The sequence below is a fragment of the Escherichia sp. R1 genome, from assembly GCF_003000935.1.
GTDB classification, from domain to species: domain Bacteria; phylum Pseudomonadota; class Gammaproteobacteria; order Enterobacterales; family Enterobacteriaceae; genus Escherichia; species Escherichia coli.
Map to the genome: position 1 here is coordinate 301,566 of NZ_PSRU01000001.1, position 25,202 is coordinate 326,767.

24 protein-coding genes and 1 pseudogene are annotated in these 25,202 nt (G+C 51.2%); 15 read left to right on the forward strand and 10 right to left on the reverse strand.

What is annotated here, in order from left to right; genetic code table 11:
- Positions 1-197 precede the first annotated feature (197 nt).
- The gene (locus tag C4F37_RS01500; RefSeq protein WP_000961458.1) at positions 198-1,790 is read right to left on the reverse strand and encodes an ABC-F family ATPase; all 1,593 of its coding nucleotides are present in this window, start codon (positions 1,788-1,790) and stop codon (positions 198-200) included.
- Positions 1,791-2,008: 218 nt separating this feature from the next.
- On the opposite strand from C4F37_RS01500, the gene ldtB reads away from it, so the two are divergent.
- Complete coding sequence (gene ldtB, locus C4F37_RS01505) at positions 2,009-2,929, forward strand: L,D-transpeptidase (protein WP_001056384.1); 921 nt, start codon at positions 2,009-2,011, stop codon at positions 2,927-2,929.
- A gap of 57 nt (positions 2,930-2,986) precedes the next feature.
- Here the strand turns inward: ldtB and C4F37_RS01510 are convergent, their stop codons facing one another.
- Together C4F37_RS01510 and mntR are read right to left on the reverse strand one after the other, a co-directional pair.
- Positions 2,987-4,105, reverse strand: coding sequence for an anion transporter (locus tag C4F37_RS01510; protein WP_000056450.1), 1,119 nt, complete (start codon positions 4,103-4,105; stop codon positions 2,987-2,989).
- The gene (gene mntR / locus C4F37_RS01515; RefSeq protein ID WP_000091016.1) at positions 4,102-4,569 is read right to left on the reverse strand and encodes a manganese-binding transcriptional regulator MntR; all 468 of its coding nucleotides are present in this window, start codon (positions 4,567-4,569) and stop codon (positions 4,102-4,104) included. Before mntR ends, C4F37_RS01510 begins: the two co-directional genes overlap by 4 nt.
- Positions 4,570-4,754: 185 nt before the next feature.
- Between mntR and mntS the strand changes: the two genes are divergently transcribed.
- Both mntS and opgE read left to right on the forward strand, forming a co-directional pair.
- A complete protein-coding gene (gene mntS, locus C4F37_RS01520) occupies positions 4,755-4,883 on the forward strand; it encodes a manganase accumulation protein MntS (RefSeq protein WP_001001761.1) in 129 nt (42 codons plus the stop codon).
- A gap of 271 nt (positions 4,884-5,154) precedes the next feature.
- Positions 5,155-6,738 (forward strand): phosphoethanolamine transferase, encoded by a 1,584-nt coding sequence (gene opgE, locus C4F37_RS01530; RefSeq protein WP_001538494.1) that lies wholly within the window; start codon positions 5,155-5,157, stop codon positions 6,736-6,738.
- A 48-nt stretch (positions 6,739-6,786) separates the two neighbouring features.
- Here opgE and ompX read toward each other — a convergent pair whose 3' ends face one another.
- Complete coding sequence (ompX, locus tag C4F37_RS01535) at positions 6,787-7,302, reverse strand: outer membrane protein OmpX (RefSeq protein ID WP_001295296.1); 516 nt, start codon at positions 7,300-7,302, stop codon at positions 6,787-6,789.
- Positions 7,303-7,354: 52 nt separating this feature from the next.
- Positions 7,355-7,420 (reverse strand): protein YliM, encoded by a 66-nt coding sequence (locus tag C4F37_RS27265; protein ID WP_120795379.1) that lies wholly within the window; start codon positions 7,418-7,420, stop codon positions 7,355-7,357.
- Between the two features lie 234 nt (positions 7,421-7,654).
- Here C4F37_RS27265 and rhtA point away from each other — a divergent pair, with 234 nt between their 5' ends.
- The 6 genes from rhtA (at position 7,655) to ybiO (ending at position 14,354) form a co-directional block, all read left to right on the forward strand.
- Complete coding sequence (gene rhtA / locus C4F37_RS01540) at positions 7,655-8,542, forward strand: threonine/homoserine exporter RhtA (protein WP_001295297.1); 888 nt, start codon at positions 7,655-7,657, stop codon at positions 8,540-8,542.
- A 299-nt stretch (positions 8,543-8,841) separates the two neighbouring features.
- Positions 8,842-9,345: a DNA starvation/stationary phase protection protein Dps gene (dps, locus tag C4F37_RS01545; protein ID WP_106106696.1), complete on the forward strand. Its 504-nt coding sequence runs from the start codon at positions 8,842-8,844 to the stop codon at positions 9,343-9,345.
- A 403-nt stretch (positions 9,346-9,748) separates the two neighbouring features.
- Positions 9,749-10,495 carry a glutamine ABC transporter substrate-binding protein GlnH gene (gene glnH / locus C4F37_RS01555; RefSeq protein WP_000843866.1) on the forward strand — a complete coding sequence of 249 codons (747 nt, stop codon included), beginning with the start codon at positions 9,749-9,751 and terminating at the stop codon, positions 10,493-10,495.
- A gap of 138 nt (positions 10,496-10,633) precedes the next feature.
- On the forward strand, positions 10,634-11,293 hold the full coding sequence (glnP, locus tag C4F37_RS01560) for a glutamine ABC transporter permease GlnP (protein ID WP_001159065.1): 660 nt from the start codon (positions 10,634-10,636) through the stop codon (positions 11,291-11,293).
- Complete coding sequence (glnQ, locus tag C4F37_RS01565) at positions 11,290-12,012, forward strand: glutamine ABC transporter ATP-binding protein GlnQ (protein ID WP_000569080.1); 723 nt, start codon at positions 11,290-11,292, stop codon at positions 12,010-12,012. The genes glnP and glnQ overlap by 4 nt, the downstream gene beginning before the upstream one ends.
- Positions 12,013-12,128: 116 nt before the next feature.
- Entirely contained in the window at positions 12,129-14,354 is a 2,226-nt protein-coding gene (gene ybiO / locus C4F37_RS01570) for a mechanosensitive channel protein (protein WP_001267238.1), read from the forward strand.
- Here the strand turns inward: ybiO and rlmF are convergent.
- Positions 14,351-15,277: a 23S rRNA (adenine(1618)-N(6))-methyltransferase RlmF gene (rlmF, locus tag C4F37_RS01575; RefSeq protein WP_001275941.1), complete on the reverse strand. Its 927-nt coding sequence runs from the start codon at positions 15,275-15,277 to the stop codon at positions 14,351-14,353. The two genes, ybiO and rlmF, sit on opposite strands and share 4 nt — an antisense overlap.
- Positions 15,278-15,552: 275 nt before the next feature.
- Between rlmF and mcbA the strand changes: the two genes are divergently transcribed.
- The 5 genes from mcbA (at position 15,553) to ybiJ (ending at position 20,118) form a co-directional block, all read left to right on the forward strand.
- Complete coding sequence (mcbA, locus tag C4F37_RS27270) at positions 15,553-15,813, forward strand: DUF1471 family periplasmic protein McbA (protein ID WP_000710618.1); 261 nt, start codon at positions 15,553-15,555, stop codon at positions 15,811-15,813.
- Positions 15,814-16,077: 264 nt separating this feature from the next.
- On the forward strand, positions 16,078-18,360 hold the full coding sequence (locus tag C4F37_RS01585) for a catecholate siderophore receptor Fiu (RefSeq protein ID WP_001773881.1): 2,283 nt from the start codon (positions 16,078-16,080) through the stop codon (positions 18,358-18,360).
- Positions 18,361-18,575: 215 nt separating this feature from the next.
- Entirely contained in the window at positions 18,576-19,253 is a 678-nt protein-coding gene (gene ybiX, locus C4F37_RS01590; RefSeq protein ID WP_000990159.1) for a PKHD-type hydroxylase YbiX, read from the forward strand.
- A gap of 73 nt (positions 19,254-19,326) precedes the next feature.
- Positions 19,327-19,593, forward strand: a complete 267-nt coding sequence (gene ybiI / locus C4F37_RS01595) for a C4-type zinc finger protein YbiI (protein WP_000146352.1) — start codon at positions 19,327-19,329, stop codon at positions 19,591-19,593.
- A gap of 264 nt (positions 19,594-19,857) precedes the next feature.
- The gene (gene ybiJ / locus C4F37_RS01600; RefSeq protein ID WP_001538491.1) at positions 19,858-20,118 is read left to right on the forward strand and encodes a DUF1471 family protein YbiJ; all 261 of its coding nucleotides are present in this window, start codon (positions 19,858-19,860) and stop codon (positions 20,116-20,118) included.
- A 102-nt stretch (positions 20,119-20,220) separates the two neighbouring features.
- Here ybiJ and ybiE read toward each other — a convergent pair whose 3' ends face one another.
- The 4 genes from ybiE to dinG form a co-directional block, all read right to left on the reverse strand.
- Positions 20,221-20,280 carry a hypothetical protein gene (gene ybiE, locus C4F37_RS27690; protein WP_212734104.1) on the reverse strand — a complete coding sequence of 20 codons (60 nt, stop codon included), beginning with the start codon at positions 20,278-20,280 and terminating at the stop codon, positions 20,221-20,223.
- Between the two features lie 66 nt (positions 20,281-20,346).
- Positions 20,347-21,432 (reverse strand): hydroxycarboxylate dehydrogenase HcXB, encoded by a 1,086-nt coding sequence (gene hcxB / locus C4F37_RS01605; RefSeq protein ID WP_000443514.1) that lies wholly within the window; start codon positions 21,430-21,432, stop codon positions 20,347-20,349.
- Positions 21,433-21,572: 140 nt separating this feature from the next.
- A complete protein-coding gene (gene ybiB, locus C4F37_RS01610) occupies positions 21,573-22,535 on the reverse strand; it encodes a DNA-binding protein YbiB (RefSeq protein WP_000386549.1) in 963 nt (320 codons plus the stop codon).
- 27 nt (positions 22,536-22,562) lie between these two features.
- On the reverse strand, positions 22,563-24,713 hold the full coding sequence (dinG, locus tag C4F37_RS01615) for an ATP-dependent DNA helicase DinG (RefSeq protein ID WP_001218658.1): 2,151 nt from the start codon (positions 24,711-24,713) through the stop codon (positions 22,563-22,565).
- A gap of 106 nt (positions 24,714-24,819) precedes the next feature.
- On the opposite strand from dinG, the pseudogene C4F37_RS01620 reads away from it, so the two are divergent.
- Positions 24,820-25,017, forward strand: a pseudogene (locus C4F37_RS01620) (NADAR domain-containing protein); the annotation flags it as partial.
- Positions 25,018-25,202 lie beyond the last annotated feature (185 nt).

Consider the following 25,202-nt stretch of genomic DNA (forward strand, 5'->3'; position numbering starts at 1 on the left):
ATCGCCAATTCAGTTTATTGAGAAAGTGCATGTCATTATGCCGGATACGGCGTAACCGCCTTATTTGGCATACAAAATCATGAAAATTCAATATATTGCGATACACTACCAGGCCTGATAAGCGTAGCGCACCAGGCAATCTTGCGTTTGTCATCAGTTTCAGTAGCCCTGACCATATCAGGGCTACTGATAATAACTTACTCGATCCCTTTACTACGCAGGTAATCTTCGTAATTACCGCTAAAGTCGATCACGCGTTCCGGGGTGATTTCCAGAATACGGGTCGCCAGGGAGCTTACAAACTCACGGTCGTGAGAAACAAAGATCAGCGTGCCCTGATACAGTTCCAGCGCCATGTTCAGCGACTCGATGGATTCCATATCCAGGTGGTTGGTCGGTTCGTCCATGATCAGAATGTTCGGCTTCTGCATCATTAACTTACCAAACAGCATCCGCCCTTTCTCCCCACCGGAAAGCACTTTCGCTGGCTTTTTGATGTCGTCCTGGCTGAACAGTAAACGACCGAGAATGCTGCGTACCGCCTGCTCGTCATCGCCTTCCTGCTTCCACTGGCTCATCCATTCGAACACGGTCAGATCATTTTCGAACTCATATTCATGGTCCTGGGCGTAGTAACCAATGCGCGCGTTCTCAGACCATTTTACGGTGCCGCTGTCCGGTTGCAGATCGCCCACCAGCGTTTTCAGCAGCGTTGATTTACCGACGCCGTTGGTACCCAGTACAGCCAGTTTTTCACCCACTTCCAGCAGCAGGTTGAGATTTTTAAACAGTGGACCGTTATCAAACCCTTTAGTCAGACCTTCCACTTCCAGCGCGTTACGGAACAGTTTCTTATCCTGTTCAAAACGGATGAACGGGTTCTGACGGCTGGAGGCTTTCACCTCTTCCAGTTTGATTTTATCAATCTGGCGCGCGCGCGAAGTTGCCTGGCGAGATTTCGAGGCGTTGGCGCTAAAGCGGCTAACGAAAGATTGCAACTCAGCAATCTGCGCTTTCTTCTTGGCGTTATCAGCCAGCAGACGTTCACGCGCCTGAGTCGCCGCCGTCATGTACTCATCGTAGTTGCCCGGATAAACGCGCAGCTCGCCGTAATCCAGATCCGCCATGTGGGTACAAACCATGTTAAGGAAGTGACGGTCGTGCGAGATGATGATCATGGTGCTGTCACGCTCGTTCAGCACCTGTTCCAGCCAGCGAATGGTGTCGATGTCGAGGTTGTTGGTCGGTTCGTCGAGCAGGAGAATGTCCGGATCAGCAAACAGCGCCTGCGCCAGCAGCACACGCAGCTTCCAGCCAGGAGCAACTTCACTCATCGGGCCGTAGTGCTGTTCCACTGGAATTCCCACGCCAAGCAACAGTTCACCAGCGCGAGCTTCCGCAGAGTAACCGTCCATTTCGCCGTATTTCACTTCCAGATCGGCCACTTTATAGCCGTCTTCTTCACTCATTTCCGGCAAAGCATAGATGCGGTCACGTTCCTGCTTCACTTCCCACAACTCTTTATGCCCCATGATCACCGTATCCAGCACAGTGAACTCTTCAAAGGCAAACTGATCCTGACGCAGCTTACCAATGCGCTCATTGGGATCGAGGGAAACGTTACCCAACGTCGGCTCTAAGTCGCCGCCGAGGATCTTCATAAAGGTGGATTTACCACTACCGTTCGCGCCAATCAGGCCGTAACGGTTGCCGCCGCCGAATTTGACGGAAATGTTTTCAAACAACGGCTTACTGCCGAACTGCATGGTGACGTTACTGGAAACTAACACAGGCGTATCCTGAAAAGAGATATGACAAACCGCGCATTATGCCATAAGTCTGAAAGAAGATCCTGCTCCTCGCTTAAGGTCTACACTCAAGCCAAAGGCAAAAAATGTGATTTCGTACACATCTGATTTCACTGTGAGCTGGAATGAACTTATAATGCGCTTCCAATACTCTAATATTCTCAACCCAATGGCCTGCCAGGCACAAAATCTCGCTTAACATGAATATGAAATTGAAAACATTATTCGCAGCGGCCTTCGCTGTTGTCGGCTTTTGCAGTACCGCCTCTGCGGTAACTTATCCTCTGCCAACCGACGGGAGTCGCCTGGTTGGTCAGAATCAGGTGATCACCATTCCTGAAGGTAACACTCAGCCGCTGGAGTATTTTGCCGCCGAGTACCAGATGGGACTTTCCAATATGATGGAAGCGAACCCGGGTGTGGATACCTTCCTGCCGAAAGGCGGTACTGTACTGAACATTCCGCAGCAGCTGATCCTGCCGGATACCGTTCATGAAGGCATCGTCATTAACAGTGCAGAGATGCGTCTGTATTACTATCCGAAAGGGACCAACACCGTTATCGTGCTGCCGATCGGCATTGGTCAGTTAGGCAAAGACACGCCTATCAACTGGACCACCAAAGTTGAGCGTAAAAAAGCAGGCCCGACCTGGACGCCGACCGCTAAAATGCACGCAGAGTACCGCGCTGCGGGCGAACCGCTTCCGGCGGTCGTTCCGGCTGGTCCGGATAACCCGATGGGGCTGTATGCACTCTACATCGGTCGCCTGTACGCTATCCATGGCACCAACGCCAACTTCGGTATCGGCCTGCGTGTAAGTCATGGTTGTGTGCGTCTGCGTAACGAAGACATCAAATTCCTGTTCGAGAAAGTACCGGTCGGTACCCGCGTACAGTTTATTGATGAGCCGGTAAAAGCGACCACCGAGCCAGACGGCAGCCGTTATATTGAAGTCCATAACCCGCTGTCTACAACCGAAGCCCAGTTTGAAGGTCAGGAAATTGTGCCAATTACCCTGACGAAGAGCGTGCAGACAGTGACCGGTCAGCCAGATGTTGACCAGGTTGTTCTGGATGAAGCGATCAAAAATCGTTCCGGGATGCCGGTTCGTCTGAATTAATCTTCAAAACGTAAAGCAAAGGCGGACTCATAATCCGCCTTTTTAATTTGACAGACCTTATCCCGCCGGGATCATAACCAACAAAACATATCCCACCAGCGCCGCCCACAACAGCATCGGTATCGAATAAAGATGAAAACGCCACCAGATACGGCGATCGTTCGCCATCCGTAACGCAATCAAATTTGCCAGCGATCCGGGTAATAAACCAAAGCCCCCCACGTTTACCGCCCATGCCAGTAATAAAGACGGTGGCACATAATTGAGCAGCAAAATGGTACTCGGCACGTTACTGATCACCTGCGATAAACCGATCGCCGTTAACCATAATCCGGGTTCGGATAAATGACTCACGTTACTTAACACCCCCTGCAAAACTGGCAGTTGGGTTAGTAAATGGACGTCGATAAACATCGCCATAAACACCAGCAGCAGCGTCCAGTCCACACTGAGCACCACACGACGCGCCAGCAGCGCAAAGCCCGCCGCCACAATCACCAGTCCCCACAGCTCTTGTTTTAACTCCAGCGCCGTCAGAAAGACGATATACAGCCCCAGACAACTCCACACCAGCCGCGGTTTCCACTCCGGCGTTTGCACCCCCGTATGGTATTGCAGCGCCTTTCCAGGGAAACAACACCAGCACAACAGCAGGAGTGTCAGCATCATTGCGCCAGCCAGCGGTGCCATTTGGGCAATAAATCCGGCAAACGAAAGACCAGAACGTCCCCAGATAAGAATATTTTGCGGGTTGCCAATTGGCGTCAGTAGCGAACCAGCGTTGACTGCCAGCGCCTCAAAAATAATCAGCCGATTAACCGGAATCTCACACAGTCTTTTTAGCGTGATAGTCAGCGGAACAACTATAAACAGTGCGACATCGTTGGTCAGAAAGGTAGAAAGCAGCGCTGCCGCCAGTACCATAAACATCGCCAGCCGACGCTCCGTAGCAAAACGGCGCACCATTTTGCGCCCCAGCACATCAAAATAACCGCTTAACTCGACACCTTTGGTCAGCAGCATCAGGCCGCTTAAGGTGATGATGGTGTGCCAGTCGATAGCAGCAGGCCAGGATTTCGGTGCAAAGGGAACGAAAAAACTTAATCCGATGCCAACAAGAATTAATAACTGAAAAAAACGATCGCCTTGCAGCGTGCGTAAAAAAGGCAGGCTCATTTGGCACCGTGTTTCTGGGTAAACAAACGAAAGGCATCCAGCGTCTCTTCACTAACATGGTGCTCCATACCTTCCGCGTCGCGACGGGCGATTTCCGGACTGACGCCCAACACCAACAAGAAATTTTCGACTATCTGATGTCGCTCGCGGCTTTCCTGCGCCAGCTTCTCTCCTTCTGCCGTTAAAAACACGCCACGCCAGGGGATCATTTCAATCAGCCCCATGGTTGCCAGTCGCTTAAGCATTTTAGCCACCGTCGGTTGCGAAACCCCCAGACGAGCAGCCATGTCCACCTGACGAGCTTCCCCCACTTCCCTGATCAAGTCAGAAATCAGCTCAACGTAATCATCAATCAGCTCGCGCCGATGCGCCTCTCTGACCTGGCGGAACCCTTCAACGTGCTCTTCCACGTTCACTAACTGCGTCACTTTTTTTGCTGTTGGCGTACCTGCGCGACGACTCATTGTGCTTCCTCATTATGGTGACGCATACATAGCGTTCTCATTTCGTGCGCACATTGTAAACCAGAGTTGCGAGGGTACAAAAAATTAACGTTTTAGCAATAGCTATATAATATAGCCTGTGCTATATCTGTATATAATGCAATCATCCCTCAAGGATCGATGGGATTAGCAAGTAAGGAGGTCTTATGAATGAGTTCAAGAGGTGTATGCGCGTGTTTAGTCATTCTCCCTTTAAAGTACGGTTAATGCTGCTCTCTATGTTGTGCGATATGGTCAACAACAAACCGCAGCAGGATAAACCTTCCGATAAATAGCGGCGTCGCGGTACGCCGCTTCACTCCTGCTTTTATGCAGGCACAACGCGTTTTGGTCTGAAAAACCCCACTTTTTGTCGGATTTGCAATCCCCTTCGCAAAAGATTTGTTCGTCGGTAGTTGACCTGAACAGCAGCTCGCTCTATCTTCTTGCAGCCCTGCGTATATTGCGGCTCGCGGATGCGGACCCCTTTCCCCTCTTCACGCACTCTTGCAGGTATTGACCCTTGACGCCAGGGTAAGCACATGGCGTTTGTTACGATAGTGGCATATGAATTTAACCCTCAAAGAATCGCTTGTTACCCGTAGCCGGGTATTTAGCCCGTGGACTGCGTTCTACTTTTTACAGTCGCTATTAATTAACCTCGGCTTAGGTTACCCCTTCAGTTTGCTCTACACCGCTGCGTTTACGGCTATTTTGCTTTTGCTATGGCGAACATTGCCTCGCGTACAAAAAGTTCTGGTCGGTATCAGCTCGCTGGTGGCGGCTTGTTATTTCCCTTTTGCTCAGGCCTACGGCGCGCCTAACTTCAATACATTGCTGGCATTGCACTCCACCAATATGGAAGAGTCGACCGAAATCCTGACGATTTTTCCATGGTACAGCTACCTGGTCGGCATATTTATTTTTGCGCTCGGCGTAATAGCGATCAGGCGAAAAAAAGAGAGTGAAAAAGCGCGCTGGAATACCTTCGACAGCCTGTGCCTGGTATTCAGTGTAGCGACATTTTTTGTTGCTCCCGTGCAAAACCTGGCCTGGGGCGGCGTATTTAAACTGAAAGATACTGGCTATCCGGTATTTCGTTTTGCTAAGGATGTCATCGTCAATAATAACGAGGTGATTGAAGAGCAAGAACGGATGGCAAAACTTTCCGGAATGAAAGATACCTGGACGGTCACTGCCGTTAAGCCGAAGTATCAGACCTATGTGGTGGTGATCGGAGAAAGCGCGCGTCGCGATGCCCTCGGTGCCTTTGGCGGTCACTGGGACAATACCCCGTTTGCCAGCAGCGTTAACGGTTTGATATTTGCTGACTACATTGCCGCCAGTGGCTCGACGCAGAAATCGCTTGGCTTAACGCTCAATCGCGTTGTCGATGGCAAACCACAGTTTCAGGATAACTTTGTCACCCTGGCAAATCGCGCGGGCTTCCAGACCTGGTGGTTTTCCAACCAGGGTCAAATCGGCGAATACGATACCGCCATCGCCAGCATCGCCAAACGAGCAGATGAAGTGTACTTCCTGAAAGAAGGTAATTTTGAAGCAGATAAAAACACGAAAGACGAAGCGTTACTGGATATGACCGCTCAAGTGCTGGCGCAAGAGCACTCGCAACCACAGCTGATTGTTCTACATCTGATGGGCTCGCATCCGCAGGCCTGCGACCGGACACAAGGAAAATACGAAACCTTTGTGCAATCGAAAGAAACGTCGTGCTATCTCTATACCATGACGCAAACAGACGATTTACTGCGCAAGCTGTACGATCAGTTACGCAACAGCGGCAGCAGCTTCTCGCTGGTTTACTTTTCTGACCACGGTCTGGCCTTTAAAGAGCGCGGCAAAGACGTGCAATACCTTGCTCATGATGATAAGTATCAGCAAAATTTCCAGGTGCCTTTTATGGTCATTTCCAGCGACGATAAAGCGCATCGGGTGATTAAAGCCCGCCGCTCTGCCAATGACTTCTTAGGCTTTTTCTCGCAGTGGACGGGAATTAAAGCGAAGGAAATAAATATCAAATACCCGTTTATTTCTGAGAAGAAAGCCGGGCCGATATACATCACCAACTTCCAGTTACAGAAGGTGGATTACAACCATCTCGGAACCGATAATTTCGACCCGAAACCTTAAAACAAAAAAATCCGCCCCGAGAGGCGGATTTTTATATCACCGAAGTGATTAGAAACGGTAACCAACACCGGCAATCCAGGTGCCTACGTCAACGCTACGAATACGGCTCTGCTCGTAAGAGAAGTCCAGAGCAACGTTTTCCATCGGGTTGAACTGCAGACCAGCACCGTAGGAGAAACCGTAGTCGCTGGTGTCGTGTTTGTAGGTCGGGTATTCAGTGGTCTGGAATTTACCATAACCCACACCCACTACACCGTAGATGCTTGCCCAGTCGTTAATGCGGTAAGCCGGACCAGCAGTGATGCCGTAGTACTGGTTTTTGTTGTAGTCACCAGAGCTTGCAGTACGGCTTTTCTCGGTGTAAGTGAAAGAACCGATCACACCCAGCGGGCTGTTGTCTTCTTCATAGCGGTATTTCAGGTTGAAACCGCCCATTTTGTTCATTTGGCCCTGAGCGTCGCTCTGTGCGTAACCGCCAGTTACAGTAGAAGTCGCAGCTACGGAAGTACCTGCGGTGAAAGCCAGAACTGCGGCCAGTGCTGAAAGACATGCAATTTTTTTCATAACCACCTCAAATGTGATTCAAATAAGTCCTAAGTTTTAAATATATCAAAAATTAATGGGAAACTCTTCGCGATTTATGATGTCTAACGGGCCATTTCATGTAACAGAACGTTTCCATACACCGCTATCCATCTAAATTTAAATCACTTTTTCAGAGAACTGCGTAAGTATTACGCATGTTTTCCCTGTCATTCATCCAGATTATTCCTAATCACCAGACTAATGATTCCATCAATCCTGGCGCATTTTAGTCAAAACGGGGGAAAATTTTTTCAACAAATGCTCAACCAGCATTGGGTATATCCAGTACACTCCACGCTTTACTTAGGTTTAGATATTTGTGGGAGAAAGGATGCCTGGTTCATTACGTAAAATGCCGGTCTGGTTACCAATAGTCATATTGCTCGTTGCCATGGCGTCTATTCAGGGTGGAGCCTCGTTAGCTAAGTCACTTTTTCCTCTGGTGGGCGCACCGGGGGTCACTGCGCTGCGTCTGGCATTAGGCACGCTGATCCTCATCGCGTTCTTTAAGCCATGGCGACTGCGCTTTGCCAAAGAGCAACGATTACCGCTGTTGTTTTACGGCGTTTCGCTGGGTGGAATGAATTATCTTTTTTATCTTTCTATTCAGACGGTACCGCTGGGTATTGCGGTGGCGCTGGAGTTCACCGGACCACTGGCGGTGGCACTGTTCTCTTCTCGTCGCCCGGTAGATTTCGTCTGGGTTGTGCTGGCGGTTCTTGGTCTGTGGTTCCTGCTACCGCTGGGGCAAGACGTTTCCCATGTCGATTTAACCGGCTGTGCACTGGCACTGGGGGCCGGGGCTTGTTGGGCTATTTACATTTTAAGTGGGCAACGCGCTGGAGCGGAACATGGTCCTGCGACGGTGGCAATTGGTTCGTTGATTGCAGCGTTAATTTTCGTGCCAATTGGAGCGCTTCAGGCTGGTGAAGCACTCTGGCACTGGTCGGTTATTCCATTGGGTCTGGCTGTCGCTATTCTCTCGACCGCTCTGCCTTATTCGCTGGAAATGATTGCCCTCACCCGTTTGCCAACACGCACATTTGGTACGCTAATGAGCATGGAACCTGCGCTGGCTGCCGTTTCCGGGATGATTTTCCTCGGAGAAACACTGACACCCATACAGCTGCTGGCGCTCGGCGCTATCATCGCCGCTTCAATGGGTTCTACGCTGACAGTACGCAAAGAGAGCAAAATAAAAGAATTAGACATAAATTAAATTTACATTTCTGCATGGTTATGCATAACCATGCAGATTTTCTCGCTACTTTTCCTCTACGCCGTCTTTATATATCGAATTATGCAAAAGCATATTTATTCCGAAAATTCCTGGCGAGCAAATAAATAAGAATTGTTCTTATTAATATATCTAACTCATTGAGTTTTTATTGGTTTTGTTTTTTCACGCTTGTTACCACTATTAGTGTGATAGGAACAGCCAGAATAGCGGAACACATAGCTGGTGCTATACTTAGTCTCGTTAATTACTGGGACATAACATCAAGAGGATATGAAATTATGAGTACCGCTAAATTAGTTAAATCAAAAGCGACCAATCTGCTTTATACCCGCAACGATGTCTCTGACAGCGAGAAAAAAGCAACAGTAGAGTTTCTGAATCGCCAGGTTATCCAGTTTATTGATCTTTCTTTGATTACCAAACAAGCGCACTGGAACATGCGCGGCGCTAACTTCATTGCCGTACATGAAATGCTGGATGGCTTCCGCACTGCACTGATCGATCATCTGGATACCATGGCAGAACGTGCAGTGCAGCTGGGCGGTGTAGCTCTGGGGACCACTCAAGTTATCAACAGCAAAACTCCGCTGAAAAGTTACCCGCTGGACATCCACAACGTTCAGGATCACCTGAAAGAGCTGGCTGACCGTTACGCAATCGTCGCTAATGACGTACGCAAAGCGATTGGCGAAGCGAAAGATGACGACACCGCAGATATCCTGACCGCCGCGTCTCGCGACCTGGATAAATTCCTGTGGTTTATCGAGTCTAACATCGAATAAATCCATCGCTGATGGTGCAGAACTTTAGTACACGATAAAAGCGGCTTCCTGACAGGAGGCCGTTTTGTTTTGTAGCCCGCCTCAACGCACTTATTTAGTGCATCCATCTGCTATCACCAGCTGGTTAAGTAAATTTTTTGTATCCACATCATCACACAATCGTTACATAAAGATTGTTTTTTCATCAGGTTTTACGCTAAATAATCACTGTGTTGAGTGCACAATTTTAGCGCACCAGTTTGGTGCCCCAGAATGGTGCATCTTCAGGGTATTGCCCTATAAATCGTGCATCACGTTTTTGCCGCATCTCGAAAAATCAATGAGTTGCAAAACTGGCACGATTTTTTCATATATGTGAATGTCACGCAGGGGATCGTCCCGTGGATAGAAAAAAGGAAATGCTATGAAGTCTGTATTAAAAGTTTCACTGGCTGCACTGACCCTGGCTTTTGCGGTTTCTTCTCATGCCGCGGATAAAAAATTAGTTGTCGCGACGGATACTGCCTTCGTTCCGTTTGAATTTAAACAGGGCGATAAATACGTGGGCTTTGACGTTGATCTGTGGGCTGCCATCGCTAAAGAACTGAAGCTGGATTATGAACTGAAGCCGATGGATTTCAGTGGGATCATTCCAGCACTGCAAACCAAAAACGTCGATCTGGCGCTGGCGGGCATTACCATCACCGACGAGCGTAAAAAAGCGATCGATTTCTCTGACGGCTACTACAAAAGCGGCCTGTTAGTGATGGTGAAAGCTAACAATAACGATGTGAAAAGCGTGAAAGATCTCGACGGGAAAGTGGTTGCTGTGAAGAGCGGCACTGGCTCCGTTGATTACGCGAAAGCAAACATCAAAACTAAAGATCTGCGTCAGTTCCCGAATATCGATAACGCCTATATGGAACTGGGCACCAACCGCGCAGACGCCGTTCTGCACGATACGCCAAACATTCTGTACTTCATCAAAACCGCCGGTAACGGTCAGTTCAAAGCGGTAGGTGACTCTCTGGAAGCACAGCAATACGGTATTGCGTTCCCGAAAGGTAGCGACGAGCTGCGTGACAAAGTCAACGGCGCGTTGAAAACCCTGCGCGAGAACGGAACTTACAACGAAATCTACAAAAAATGGTTCGGTACTGAACCGAAATAATAACGCGGCGCCTGTAAAGCGCACTGGCAGTTCCCTCTCCCCGCCGGGGAGAGGATTAGGGTGAAGGGCGCAAACCCGCTCCGGGGCCATTAATTACCCTGAATTTGATTATTTACACCACGGTAACAGGAACAACATATGCAGTTTGACTGGAGTGCCATCTGGCCTGCCATTCCGCTTCTGATTGAAGGTGCCAAAATGACCCTGTGGATTTCGGTCCTCGGTCTGGCTGGCGGTCTGGTGATCGGATTGTTGGCAGGTTTTGCACGCACCTTCGGTGGTTGGATAGCCAACCACGTCGCGCTGGTCTTTATTGAAGTGATCCGCGGCACACCTATCGTCGTCCAGGTGATGTTTATCTATTTCGCCCTGCCGATGGCGTTTAACGATTTACGCATCGACCCGTTTACTGCGGCGGTGGTCACCATCATGATCAACTCCGGCGCGTACATTGCGGAAATCACGCGTGGTGCGGTGCTGTCTATTCACAAAGGTTTTCGTGAAGCAGGACTGGCGCTCGGTCTTTCACGTTGGGAAACCATTCGCTACGTCATTTTACCGCTGGCACTGCGTCGTATGCTGCCGCCGCTGGGTAACCAGTGGATCATCAGCATTAAAGACACTTCGCTGTTTATTGTTATCGGCGTGGCGGAACTGACCCGTCAGGGGCAAGAAATTATTGCCGGTAACTTCCGCGCCCTTGAGATCTGGAGCGCCGTGGCGGTGTTCTATCTGATTATTACCCTGGTGCTGAGCTTTATTCTGCGTCGTCTGGAAAGAAGGATGAAAATCCTGTGATTGAATTTAAAAACGTCTCCAAGCATTTTGGTCCAACCCAGGTGCTGCACAATATCGATTTGAACATTGCTCAGGGCGAAGTCGTGGTGATTATCGGGCCGTCCGGTTCCGGTAAATCGACCCTGCTGCGCTGCATCAACAAACTGGAAGAAATCACCTCCGGCGATCTGATTGTCGATGGCCTGAAGGTTAACGATCCGAAAGTTGATGAGCGCCTGATTCGCCAGGAAGCGGGTATGGTGTTCCAGCAGTTTTACCTCTTCCCGCATCTGACGGCGCTGGAAAACGTCATGTTTGGCCCGCTACGCGTGCGTGGCGCGAATAAAGAAGAGGCGGAAAAACTGGCGCGTGAGCTGCTGGCGAAAGTCGGTCTGGCAGAGCGTGCACATCACTACCCTTCCGAACTTTCTGGTGGTCAACAGCAGCGTGTGGCGATTGCCCGCGCGCTGGCGGTGAAGCCGAAAATGATGCTGTTTGATGAACCGACTTCCGCTCTTGACCCGGAACTGCGCCATGAAGTGCTGAAGGTTATGCAGGATCTGGCTGAAGAAGGGATGACGATGGTGATCGTGACCCACGAAATCGGTTTTGCCGAGAAAGTAGCTTCGCGCCTGATCTTTATCGACAAAGGCCGGATTGCAGAAGATGGCGATCCGCAGGTGTTGATCAAGAACCCGCCGAGCCAGCGCTTGCAGGAATTTTTGCAGCACGTCTCTTAACTTCTCTGCCTCCCTTTCCCCCGAAAGGGAGGCACACCAGATTCCTCTCATTTAAAATCGCCTCTCCCCCAGCATCTATACTTATCTTTTTGCTCTGTTTTCTCACTGGAGGAGTCATGCGGTGGATCCTGTTCATCCTCTTCTGCCTGTTGGGCGCACCTGCCCACGCGGTATCCATACCCGGCGTTACAACCACAACGACAACGGACTCAACGACTGAACCGGCCCCGGAACCGGATATCGAACAAAAAAAAGCGGCCTATGGCGCACTGGCGGATGTGCTGGATAATGACACCTCGCGTAAAGAGTTGATCGACCAGTTGCGCACCGTCGCCGCTACGCCTCCTGCGGAACCCGTACCGAAGATCGTGCCGCCGACGCTGGTTGAAGAGCAAACCGTGCTGCAAAAAGTCACCGAAGTCAGCCGCCATTATGGTGAAGCCCTTTCCGCCCGCTTCGGGCAACTTTATCGCAATATCACCGGCTCCCCGCATAAGCCGTTTAATCCACAAACCTTCAGCAATGCGCTGACCCACTTTTCAATGTTAGCGGTATTAGTGTTTGGTTTTTACTGGCTGATTCGTCTGTGCGCACTGCCGCTGTATCGCAAAATGGGCCAGTGGGCGCGGCAAAAAAATCGTGAGCGCAGTAACTGGTTGCAGCTTCCGGCGATGATCATCGGGGCGTTTATTATCGACCTGCTGTTACTGGCACTGACATTATTTGTCGGCCAGGTATTAAGCGACAACCTGAATGCGGGCAGTCGCACTATCGCTTTCCAACAAAGTTTGTTTCTCAACGCCTTTGCCCTGATTGAATTTTTCAAAGCCGTACTACGCCTGATTTTTTGCCCAAACGTAGCTGAACTGCGCCCGTTCACGATTCATGACGAGACCGCCCGTTACTGGAGTCGTCGCCTGAGCTGGTTAAGCAGCCTGATTGGCTATGGTCTGATTGTGGCTGTGCCGATTATCTCTAATCAGGTGAATGTACAGATAGGTGCGCTGGCGAACGTCATCATTATGCTGTGCATGACCGTCTGGGCGTTGTACCTGATTTTTCGTAATAAAAAAGAGATCACCCAGCATTTGCTCAACTTTGCGGAGCATTCGCTGGCCTTTTTCAGCCTGTTTATCCGCGCCTTTGCGCTGGTGTGGCACTGGCTGGCAAGCGCCTATTTTATCGTGCTGTTTTTCTTTTCGTTGTTCGATCCGGGCAACAGCCTGAAATTTATGATGGGTGCAACGGTGCGCAGCCTGGCGATTATTGGTATCGCAGCATTTGTTTCCGGTATGTTTTCCCGCTGGCTGGCGAAAACCATCACCCTCTCGCCACATACTCAGCGAAATTATCCGGAGCTGCAAAAACGGCTGAATGGCTGGCTTTCGGCGGCACTGAAAACAGCGCGTATTCTGACAGTCTGCGTGGCGGTAATGCTGCTGTTGAGCGCATGGGGATTGTTCGATTTCTGGAACTGGCTGCAAAACGGCGCGGGGCAGAAAACCGTAGATATCCTGATCCGTATCGCACTCATTCTTTTCTTCTCGGCGGTTGGCTGGACGGTGCTCGCCAGTTTGATAGAAAACCGGCTGGCTTCGGATATTCATGGCCGCCCGCTACCCAGCGCCCGTACGCGAACCCTGCTGACGCTGTTCCGTAACGCGCTGGCGGTGATTATCAGTACCATCACCATCATGATTGTGTTGTCGGAAATCGGCGTCAATATCGCGCCATTGCTGGCAGGTGCCGGGGCATTAGGTCTGGCTATCTCGTTTGGTTCGCAAACGCTGGTGAAAGATATTATTACCGGAGTATTTATTCAGTTTGAAAACGGCATGAACACTGGAGATTTGGTGACTATCGGGCCGTTGACCGGCACTGTGGAACGGATGTCGATTCGCTCCGTGGGCGTGCGCCAGGATACCGGGGCGTATCACATCATTCCGTGGTCTTCGATAACCACCTTTGCTAACTTCGTCCGCGGTATTGGTTCGGTAGTGGCAAACTACGATGTTGATCGCCATGAAGATGCTGATAAAGCCAATCAGGCACTGAAAGATGCGGTAGCAGAATTGATGGAAAACGAAGAAATTCGCGGGCTGGTTATTGGTGAACCGAACTTTGCCGGGATTGTCGGCTTAAGCAATACCGCGTTTACACTGCGTGTTTCGTTCACCACGCTGCCACTCAAACAGTGGACGGTCCGCTTTGCCCTCGACAGCCAGGTGAAAAAACATTTCGACCTGGCGGGTGTTCGCGCGCCGGTGCAGACTTATCAGGTGCTGCCAGCTCCGGGCGCGGCCCCGGCTGAACCGTTGCCGCCGGGGGAGCCAACGCTTTAACGCTGGCGATTGACAAAACGGCGGCGCTGCTCGTCGTTCATAAAGGTCCAGGCTATAAAGCGGCTCTGCTTTTGCCCCTGGGCCATCTCTTTTTTTACCACCTTCACCGCACCTACGTCCGTCAGAGCACGATACAACGGCGGTAAGTTTTCACCACGAGATACCAGCGAGGTAAACCACATCACCTGCTTCGCGAAGCCTTTGCTCTCTTCAATCATCTTTTTGATAAAAGCGACCTCACCGCCTTCACACCACAACTCCTGTTGCTGACCACCAAAGTTCAGTGCATCGTCTTTGTTCAGCCCCAGGTTACGGCGTTTACGTTCACTACCTGCCCGTGCCGCAGCGGCGGAATCGTGGAATGGCGGGTTACACAAGGTCGCATCGTATTGCTCGTTTTTATGGATGATGCCGTTAAAAATCGCCCCACTCTCTTTTTGCCGACGCAGACGAATAGCGCGGTTAAGCCCCGGATTAGCACTGATGATCGCCTGCGCACTGCTTAACGCCTGGCTGCTGGTTTCACTACCGGTAAAACGCCAGCCATATTCATGTACGCCAATCAGCGGATAAATACAGTTCGCACCAACGCCGATATCCAGAATGCTGGCATTAGCTGGAATTGTTCCGCTTGCTTCAGCCAGTAAATCGGCAAGGTGATGAATATAATCCGCCCGGCCCGGTACTGGCGGGCAGAGAAAACCGTCCGGGATATCCCAGTTCGCTACGGCGTAAAAATGGGCCAGCAACGCCTTATTGAGCGCCTTCACCGCCAGCGGATTGGCAAAGTCTACGCTTTGCTCCCCGGCGGGTGTAAGCGTGAGGAATTGCCTGAGTTCAGGATTGACCTGACAAAGCGTGGCGAGATCGTAGCGGCTGTGATGACGGTTGCGCGGATGCAACCCCGGTTTCTGGGCGGACATAGCATTCTCCTTTAAGCAGCGGCGTAAGATACCCGCATAACGCGACAGGGTAAATATCTGGCTGCGTTTATCATTTCTAAAAACCTTCACATGGCTATGGTTTATGGCAATTCACCATAAAAATCATCATCATGCATGTCATTGATTTGTCTTATTTTGTAAAAACATATCGTTCAAAAAATAAGCGCATCTCTGTCAATTTTTTGCGTCATTTTCATCGCGCAGGCGACCTACACTTATCTGGCACTACCCGTTGTATTTATGAGGATGTCATTATGAAAAAGTGCCTCACACTACTGATTGCCACCGTCCTGAGCGGAATCTCTCTCACGGCTTATGCCGCGCAACCGATGAGTAACCTGGACAGTGGTCAACTACGGCCCGCCGGTACCGTTTCGGCAACTGGCGCATCAAACCTAAGCGATCTGGAGGATAAACTGGCAGAAAAAGCGCGCGAACAAGGCGCGAAAGGTTATGTCATTAATTCCGCAGGCGGAAATGACCAGATGTTCGGTACTGCAATCATCTACAAATAACCCCACAAACGTAACTGCATTCGCCTCTGGATGCAGTTTTCGTCCAATTTGTAAGCAAAAAACATCAAATATGAACGTAATGTAAATAAATGTATTTCTTTTTCGCGCAATGGGTGATAGAAAATCGCGCCAAGTGATAATGCTTATCAAAATTATTATCACTTGCACGGACGCTATCACGGGATTAACAGTGGCATCGCATCCGCAGAGATGCTTTCTCGTGACAGTGAAAATTTCACCATATAAGAAAAAGTCACCTGCAAAATGGAAAACAATCGCAATTTCCCTGCCAGACAATTTCATTCGCTCACGTTCTTTGCCGGTCTTTGTATTGGTATTACGCCTGTGGCGCAGGCACTCGCTGCCGAAGGGCAAGCTAACGCGGATGACACGCTGGTTGTCGAAGCATCAACGCCTTCGCTTTATGCGCCACAACAATCTGCCGATCCGAAATTCTCGCGTCCGGTAGCGGATACTACCCGCACGATGACAGTGATTTCTGAACAAGTGATTAAAGATCAGGGTGCAACCAACCTTACCGACGCGCTCAAAAACGTCCCCGGCGTGGGTGCGTTTTTTGCGGGTGAGAACGGTAACTCCACCACTGGCGACGCCATTTATATGCGCGGTGCCGATACCTCTAACAGTATTTATATCGATGGCATTCGCGATATCGGCAGCGTCTCGCGCGACACCTTCAATACCGAGCAGGTCGAAGTAATTAAAGGGCCGTCCGGCACCGACTACGGGCGCAGCGCACCGACAGGCTCGATCAATATGATCAGCAAACAGCCGCGCAATGATTCCGGCATTGACGCCTCCGCCAGTATTGGCAGCGCCTGGTTCCGCCGCGGCACGCTGGACGTCAATCAGGTCATTGGTGATACCACTGCGGTGCGCCTGAATGTAATGGGCGAAAAAACGCACGATGCCGGACGCGACAAAGTCAAAAATGAGCGTTACGGCGTCGCCCCTTCTGTCGCTTTTGGCCTTGGTACAGCGAATCGTTTGTATCTTAATTATCTGCATGTCACCCAGCACAACACGCCAGACGGCGGCATTCCGACTATCGGTTTACCGGGTTATTCTGCCCCATCTGCGGGAACAGCAGCCCTGAATCATTCCGGAAAAGTTGATACTCATAACTTTTACGGCACAGATTCCGATTACGACGATTCGATCACCGACACCGCTACCATGCGTTTTGAGCACGACATCAACGATAACGCCACCATTCGCAACACTACGCGTTGGTCGCGCGTAAAGCAGGATTACCTGATGACGGCGATTATGGGTGGAGCGTCGAATATTACCCAGCCCACCAGCGATGTGAATAGCTGGACGTGGTCACGCACGGCGAATACCAAAGATGTGAGTAACAAAATTCTCACCAACCAGACCAACCTGACCTCGACATTCTATACCGGCGCTATCGGTCATGATCTCAGTACCGGCGTGGAATTTACCCGCGAAACACAGACTAACTATGGCGTTAATCCGGTGACGTTACCGGCGGTAAATATTTATCATCCTGACAGCAGCATTCATCCCGGCGGCCTGACGCGCAACGGCGCAAACGCCAATGGTCAGACGGATACCTTCGCAATTTATGCCTTCGATACGCTGCAAATCACCCGTGATTTTGAGCTGAACGGCGGGATCCGTCTGGATAATTATCATACTGAATATGACAGTGCTACCGCCTGCGGCGGCAGCGGGCGCGGTGCCATCACCTGCCCTGCTGGCGTGGCAAAAGGTTCTCCGGTCACCACCGTCGACACCGCCAAGTCGGGCAATCTGGTGAACTGGAAAGCCGGGGCGCTGTATCACCTGACGGAAAACGGCAATGTCTATATTAACTATGCCGTTTCCCAGCAGCCGCCGGGCGGCAACAACTTCGCCCTTGCGCAGTCTGGCAGCGGTAACAGTGCCAACCGCACCGATTTTAAACCACAAAAAGCCAACACCAGCGAGATTGGCACCAAATGGCAGGTTCTGGATAAACGCCTGCTACTTACCGCCGCGCTGTTCCGTACTGATATTGAAAATGAAGTTGAGCAAAATGATGACGGGACTTATTCGCAATATGGTAAGAAACGTGTCGAAGGCTACGAGATATCCGTGGCCGGGAATATCACCCCCGCATGGCAGATGATTGGCGGCTATACCCAGCAAAAAGCAACTATCAAAAACGGCAAAGATGTTGCCCAGGATGGTTCCTCATCGCTGCCGTATACCCCGGAACACGCCTTCACCTTATGGAGCCAGTATCAGGCAAGCGATGATATTTCTGTTGGTGCGGGCGCACGGTATATCGGCAGTATGCATAAAGGTTCAGACGGCGCGGTGGGAACGCCAGCGTTTACCGAAGGTTATTGGGTCGCCGACGCCAAACTGGGGTATCGGGTTAATCGCAATCTCGACTTCCAGCTAAACGTCTACAACCTGTTTGATACCGATTACGTCGCCTCAATCAATAAGAGCGGCTACCGTTATCACCCGGGCGAGCCAAGAACCTTCTTGCTCACAGCTAATATGCATTTCTGATTCAGATGTGGGGCGCAAGGCTCACTAATGTTGATGGCGAGAGCAGGACTGCCTGATGCGCTGCGCTTATCAGGCCTACAAGGTTGTGCAATACACTGAATTCACATCATTTGGTAGGCCGGATAAGGCGTTCACGCCGCATCCGGCACCTGAGCACCATTGCCTGCTGTTAAAAATCGGTGTGGGGCGCAGGCCCCACTTTTTGGAGAACTTGTATGATGTACCACATTCCCGGCGTGTTATCGCCACAGGACGTCGCCCGTTTTCGCGAACACCTGGAACAAGCCGAATGGGTGGATGGGCGCGTCACCACCGGCGCACAAGGTGCGCAAGTTAAGAACAATCAACAAGTAGACACCCGCAGCGCCCTGTACGCCGCCCTGCAAAATGAGGTGCTGAACGCGGTTAACCAACATGCTTTGTTCTTTGCCGCGGCCTTGCCGCGTACCCTTTCCACGCCGCTGTTTAATCGCTATCAGAACAATGAAACCTATGGTTTTCATGTGGATGGCGCAGTACGCAGCCATCCACAAAACGGCTGGATGCGCACTGACCTTTCTGCCACGCTGTTTTTAAGCGATCCAGAAAGCTACGACGGCGGCGAACTGGTCGTTAATGACACCTTCGGGCAACATCGGGTAAAACTCCCGGCAGGCGATCTGGTGTTGTATCCCTCCAGCAGCCTGCATTGCGTGACACCCGTAACCCGCGGCGTGCGAGTGGCATCATTTATGTGGATCCAGTCGATGATCCGTGATGATAAAAAGCGCGCCATGCTGTTTGAACTGGACAACAATATTCAGTCGCTGAAAAGCCGCTACGGCGAAAGTGAAGAGATCCTGTCACTGCTCAATCTTTATCATAATCTGCTGCGGGAATGGTCGGAGATCTGACGCTTGAACTGCCCGAGTTCGTCCCTATATTAGCTACACTTAACTGTACAAGTATTGATATGGGGAGGACGATATGGCATCCGGTTGGGCTAATGATGACGCCGTCAACGAACAGATCAACAGTACAATTGAAGATGCGATTGCCCGCGCTCGGGGTGAAATTCCGCGTGGCGAAAGCCTGTATGAATGTGAAGAGTGCGGTGCCCCTATCCCGCAGGCCCGTCGGGAAGCCATTCCTGGCGTGCGCTTATGCATTCATTGCCAACAGGATAAAGATTTACAAAAACCAGCTTATACAGGATATAATCGCAGAGGTTCGAAAGACAGCCAGTTACGTTAACTGCAACTGACGGGATGTTTAGTGAGTGTAATTTGTATTTTGCGTGGCATTCCGTGCCTTTAACGCTGCCGTGAGCACCACGCGGTACAAAACGGATTCATAAATACAACAAATAAATGGTTTATCAGTATGTTAGATATCAATCAATTTATTTGAACAAGGCGGTCAATTCTCTTCGATTTTATCTCTCGTAAAAAAACGTGATACTCATCACATCGACGAAACAACGTCACTTATACAAAAATCACCTGCGAGAGATTAATTATGAAAACTATCAATATTGTTGTTGCTGCTATGGCTCTTTCAACTCTGTCATTTGGCGTGTTCGCGGCGGAACCGGTAACGGCATCCCAGGCACAGAACATGAATAAAATCGGCGTGGTTTCTGCCGATGGCGCATCCACCCTCGATGCCCTGGAAGCGAAACTGGCTGAGAAAGCCGCGGCGGCCGGTGCCAGTGGATACAGCATTACTTCCGCCACCAACAACAATAAATTAAGCGGTACTGCGGTAATTTATAAGTAATTCGTAGGACAGATAAGGCGTTTACGCCGCATCCGGCAACAGATGCCTGATGCGACGCTACCGCGTCTTATCAGACCTACAAAATCCGAACCGTTGGCTGGATCAGGCGTTTACGCTACGTTCAGCACAAGTATTTCCCTGTCTGTTTGCCGACAGACGCATATGCTCTAACCCTCATTGATCCTATGTTACCCTTGTTCGCCCGTCCGCCACTGGACGGGCTTTTTTTTAGCTGGCTAACTGCTGACAGAAAGCCTGCAACGTCTCTTCCGGCATACCAATCTGCCGCGCCGCATCACAAATGGCCTGCCAGCTTCCCGCATCCAGTGGAATCCCCTGCTCCTGCCGTTCGCGACGCGTGTTCACTTCCCACTCGCCCGGTAGCAAAATCGGTTTATCTTCATCATGCGGCGAGGCTTTCACCCACTCGGCAAAGGCTTCGGTCTGTGCACTACAATCCGGCGCGCCGAACAGTTCCGGGTTGATAATGATAGTAGTCATGCAGTTAAGAATGGCATCGGGACTGGTTTGTAACGTTTCCTGATGCGTCGTTTTACCGCCAGAAAGCGCCCCGCCAAGAATTTCACACATCGCTGCAAGGGCGTAGCCTTTATGTTCGGCAAAGGTCAACAGCGAACCCAACGGCGACTCCTGCATTACCGCCGGATTGGTCGTCGGCACGCCGTTAACGTCAATCAGGCAACCTGGCGGCACGGGGACGCCTTTATGCCAGGCGACGCGGGTTTTGCCAAATGCAATGGCGCTGGTGGCGTAATCGAGCAACAGCGGGAAATTATCTTTACGAGGGAAAACCACACAGAACGGATTGGTGCCAAAGCGGCTGTCGCGACCGTGGAACGGCGCGACCATTGGAATACCGACCACGCTAACAAAGTGGATAGAGACAAACCCCGCCGCTGCACACTGCTCCGCCCAGTAACCGATACGGCCGATATGATGCGAGTTATGTAGCGCCACGGCGGCAATGCCGTGCTGATGCGCTTTCTCAATCCCCAGCGCCATCGCTTCGTGTGCCGCGACCTGACCAAATGCGCGATCGCCATCGAGCGTGACCGCCGCCCCCGCCTCTTTAACGATTTTGGCATGATGATTAATTTGCAGATGCCCCTGACTCCAGGAACGCACATAGCTTGGGATCATGCCAATACCATGTGAATCATGCCCTGCCAGGTTTGCCGCGATTAAATGATCGGCAACTAATTTCGCTTCCTGTTCCTCGCTACCCATCTGACGAAATACAGCCTGAATAAAACTGTGCAGCGTCTGAGCATCAAAGCGATGACCACTTTCCATGGTTAACTCCTGTTTATGTTATGTGTTTGTTGTTTTTTTATGCTGCACGCCGGGCGCGGGAAGGTCAATAAAGATGCAGGAATTTCATATTGCGGTGGGGTAAAAGCCGGATGACATGGCTCATCCGGCTGAGATAAAAATTAAAATGCCTGATTAATGCGCGCCAGGCCGTCGTTGATAGTTGCCGCTTCACCCGTAGCCATCAGGCAGCAAGCCATCTGGATTTTCAGCGATTCAGGAATCGGTTCGCTGCCAGCAAGGCAACGCTCAATCCACTGCGCCGTGGTTTCCGGATCTTTTGCTTGTGGCAGTAACTCGCTACCAGCAGTGTCCTGTTTTTCATACAGTACCCGCATCCCTTCACGGTCAATGAGATTGATCTGCGGGCAGCGCTGCGGATTAGCATACACTTCACCTTCAGTACCATGCATAAGTAGCGCCCGCCCGCCGATATCACTAAAGAACTTCGCGACGCGTCCAATGTATTCCGGATGCGAAACGCTGGAAAGACGCAGTGCCTCACCTTCGGCAAATGGCGTCGCCAGTTTCGCCAGGGTATGTGCACTGTTACGCACGCCCATCCGCCAGCGCATCGCCAGTTGTTTTTCCAGCGGCGGGCAAAACGCGCCGACAGGCATAAAGACAGGTTGATGTTCGTCGAGCTTCGCCTGCGCCTGCCCGCCGTGCAACGTTGGCGTAATACCCATCAGTTCGAAAATGGTTTCGGTCAGCACGCGGGTTGGATCTTCGCTAACCCCGTGAACCACCACAGGAAAACCGAGTTTGTGCAGCAGAATCGCCAGCAACGGCGTCAGGTTGGCCTGTTTACGCGCGCCGTTGTAACTGGGGATGACAATCGGCATCGGCTTGCCTGCAGGCGGCGTCAGCTTGATGGTGTGATTTTGCATGGCTTCGTAAAAGCCGAGCATCTCTGCTTCCCCTTCCCCTTTGATACGTAGCGCAATCAATACGCCGCCCAACTCAAGGTCAGGGACTTCACCATTGAGCATATGGGCATACAGACCGCGCGCAGTATCCCGGTCTAAATCGCGCGCGTGGTTTTTCCCGCGCCCGATCTCTTTAATGATTTTGCGATAGTCCATTTACGACTCCTTACCTGACTCACATCATTAACGCCGCCGACGGCGTGGGGATTTCGTTTTTTCTTTCTTTTTAACTATACCTTCAGGGACTTCCGGTTGCTCTATCGGAAATACCGGTAATGCATCCAGTAGTCGCTTGCCATAATTTTTGGTCAGCAAGCGTTTGTCGTAGATAACCACTTCCCCCCAGCAACCGTGGCTTCGAATCAGTCGCCCAACCTGCTGAATCAGGTTAAACGAAGCGCTCGGCAGGCTTTGCACCTCAAACGGATAGCGGTTGAGGCTTTTCAGCCATTCACCTTCGGTGATCACCACCGGGCTGTCGATGGGCGGAAAAGCGATCTTGTGGATATGCACCTGGCTGAGCAGATCGCCTTTCAGATCAAGACCTTCGGCAAAGGACTGTAAGCCCACCAGCACGCTACGCTCACCGTTGGCAACGCGTTTGCGGTGCAGTTCAACTAAGCGATAACGTGGCTGATCGCCCTGCACCAGCAACATCAGGCGTAAATCCGTCACATAGTCGAGAAAGCGCTGCATCGCACGCCCGCTGGCAAACAGCACCAACATACCGAGATGTTTTTTGCTCTCCACCTGTTCACGGAAAAAGGCCGCCATTTCGGCAATGTGCTGCTCTTCGTTGTCGATGGAAGGCTCAACGCGCATCCGGGGAATAACAATTTTGCCCTGTTCACAGTGGTTAAAAGGGGAATCCAGTGCCACAAAACGGTCGCCCGCTTTCTCTTTCAGCCCACTCATCTCCTGCAAACGCGAAAAACTGTTCAGCGAACGCAAGGTTGCGGAGGTAACAATAATGTGCGGAATACTGCGCCACAGCAGCCTTTCCAGCTGATCGCTGACACGTATTCCCACGCAGTGAAACCAAAGGTGTAGCTGCCCTTCGCGCTCTTCCCGCGTCGCCCATTTGGTCACCGGCGCACCGGAAGATTGCGCCAGAGACGCCAGCCGCCAGAGTTTGCTTTGCGCCTCGAACATCCCCAATGCGCGGTTCATCTGCAAAATCAACCGATGCAGACGTACAATGTCATGGCTGCCGGTTTTCTCACTTAAATCGTTAAGAAATAACTCCGCCAGGCCACGCAGCATCTCGGTGAGTTTTGCCAGCCGCTGGCAGATCTCCAGCACTTCATCTGGCAGTTCGCCCATCGCAAAACGGTGCTCTGCCTCCTGCCCGGCAGGCATGTAGAGATTGAGAATGTTGTTTAACGAGGCGATAAGCTCATACAACTCTTCACAATGCGCATTCAAACGTTCAGGGATCGCCAGCGGCGGGATGGTCTTCGGGCGAAACTGCTCCATGCAGGTAGCGACCAGTTTCGTGAACAAGTCCAGCTGTAGCCGATACCACGGCGCGGTGATTTCGGCGCTCATCTCCAGCGCATCCCGCGCCACATCCGGCAGGTGATGACCTTCGTCCAGCACCAGCAGTAAATTTTTCGGGTCAGGCAATACCGCTTCGCTTTCCATCGCCGCCATCACCAGCGCATGGTTTGCCACCACCACTTCCGCTTCCTGAATTTCCCGACGAGCGACAAAAAACGGGCATTCGCGATAGTAATAACAGTTGCGGTTGAGGCAGCTGGCCTTGTCGGTACTCAAACGACGCCAGAGATCATCATCTATAGCGATATCAGTATGATCGCGCAGACCATCCCATTTATAAGTGTCGAGATCGCCCTTCAGCTTCGCACAACGTTTTTGCTCTTCCTGATTGTTCGGCGTCAGTTCATCGTCAAGAAACGCCAGCAGATCCTGTTGCGTGGGCTCAGTGCTGGCGAGCGCTGTCAGATTACGCGGGCAAACGTAGCGCCCACGCCCAAAAGCGGCAGTGAATTTAAGATCGGGAATGATCTTTTTCAGCAGCGGTAAATCTTTGCTGTAGATCTGATCCTGCAATGCCACGTTGGCGGTACTTACCACCAGCGTTTTTTGCTCTTCGCGGGCAATGGCGATGCCGGGGATCAAATAGGAGAGCGTTTTCCCAACGCCGGTAGGGGCTTCAATCGCCAGATGCCGCCCTTCTTCTCCGGCCAGCGTTTTGGCGACGTCCGCAATCATCTGCCGCTGCGGCGCACGGGGAATAAAGTCGGGGATCTGTTCCTGAAGCGCCTTATACCAGGCGGCAATTTGCGCTTTAAGCGCGGCGGTTAATGCCATGAGAAAACCTGAAATACTGTATAAACAGCCAATATTGTGGCATTTTTCGGTTTTCAGGGGTAATGGTTTTTCTGTTTCGGGAAAGCGGCTCGCAATAACCAGCAGGATGATGCGTAAAGCGCTTCGCGCTAAATTCGAACAACATGCAGAACTGCGTACACTCTTGCGGGCAACCGCGTCCGCAAAACTGGTTGAGCATACGCAAAATGATGCTTACTGGGGAGATGGCGGTAATGGTCAGGGCAAGAATCGCCTGGGGTACCTTTTAATGGCGTTGCGCGGACAATTGGCTGCGGAGAAGTAACGCATCGGGTGGCTTGTGGGCGTTAAAACAGAGAAATCTTTTTGCCGCGCTCGCAAATGGCTGACAAGTGCTTGTTGTGAAATGCCGGATGCGGCGCGAGCGCCTTATCCGGCCTACAAAAACATGCACATTCAATATATTGCAGAGTTCACGTAGGCCTGATAAGCGTAGCGCATCAGGCAGTT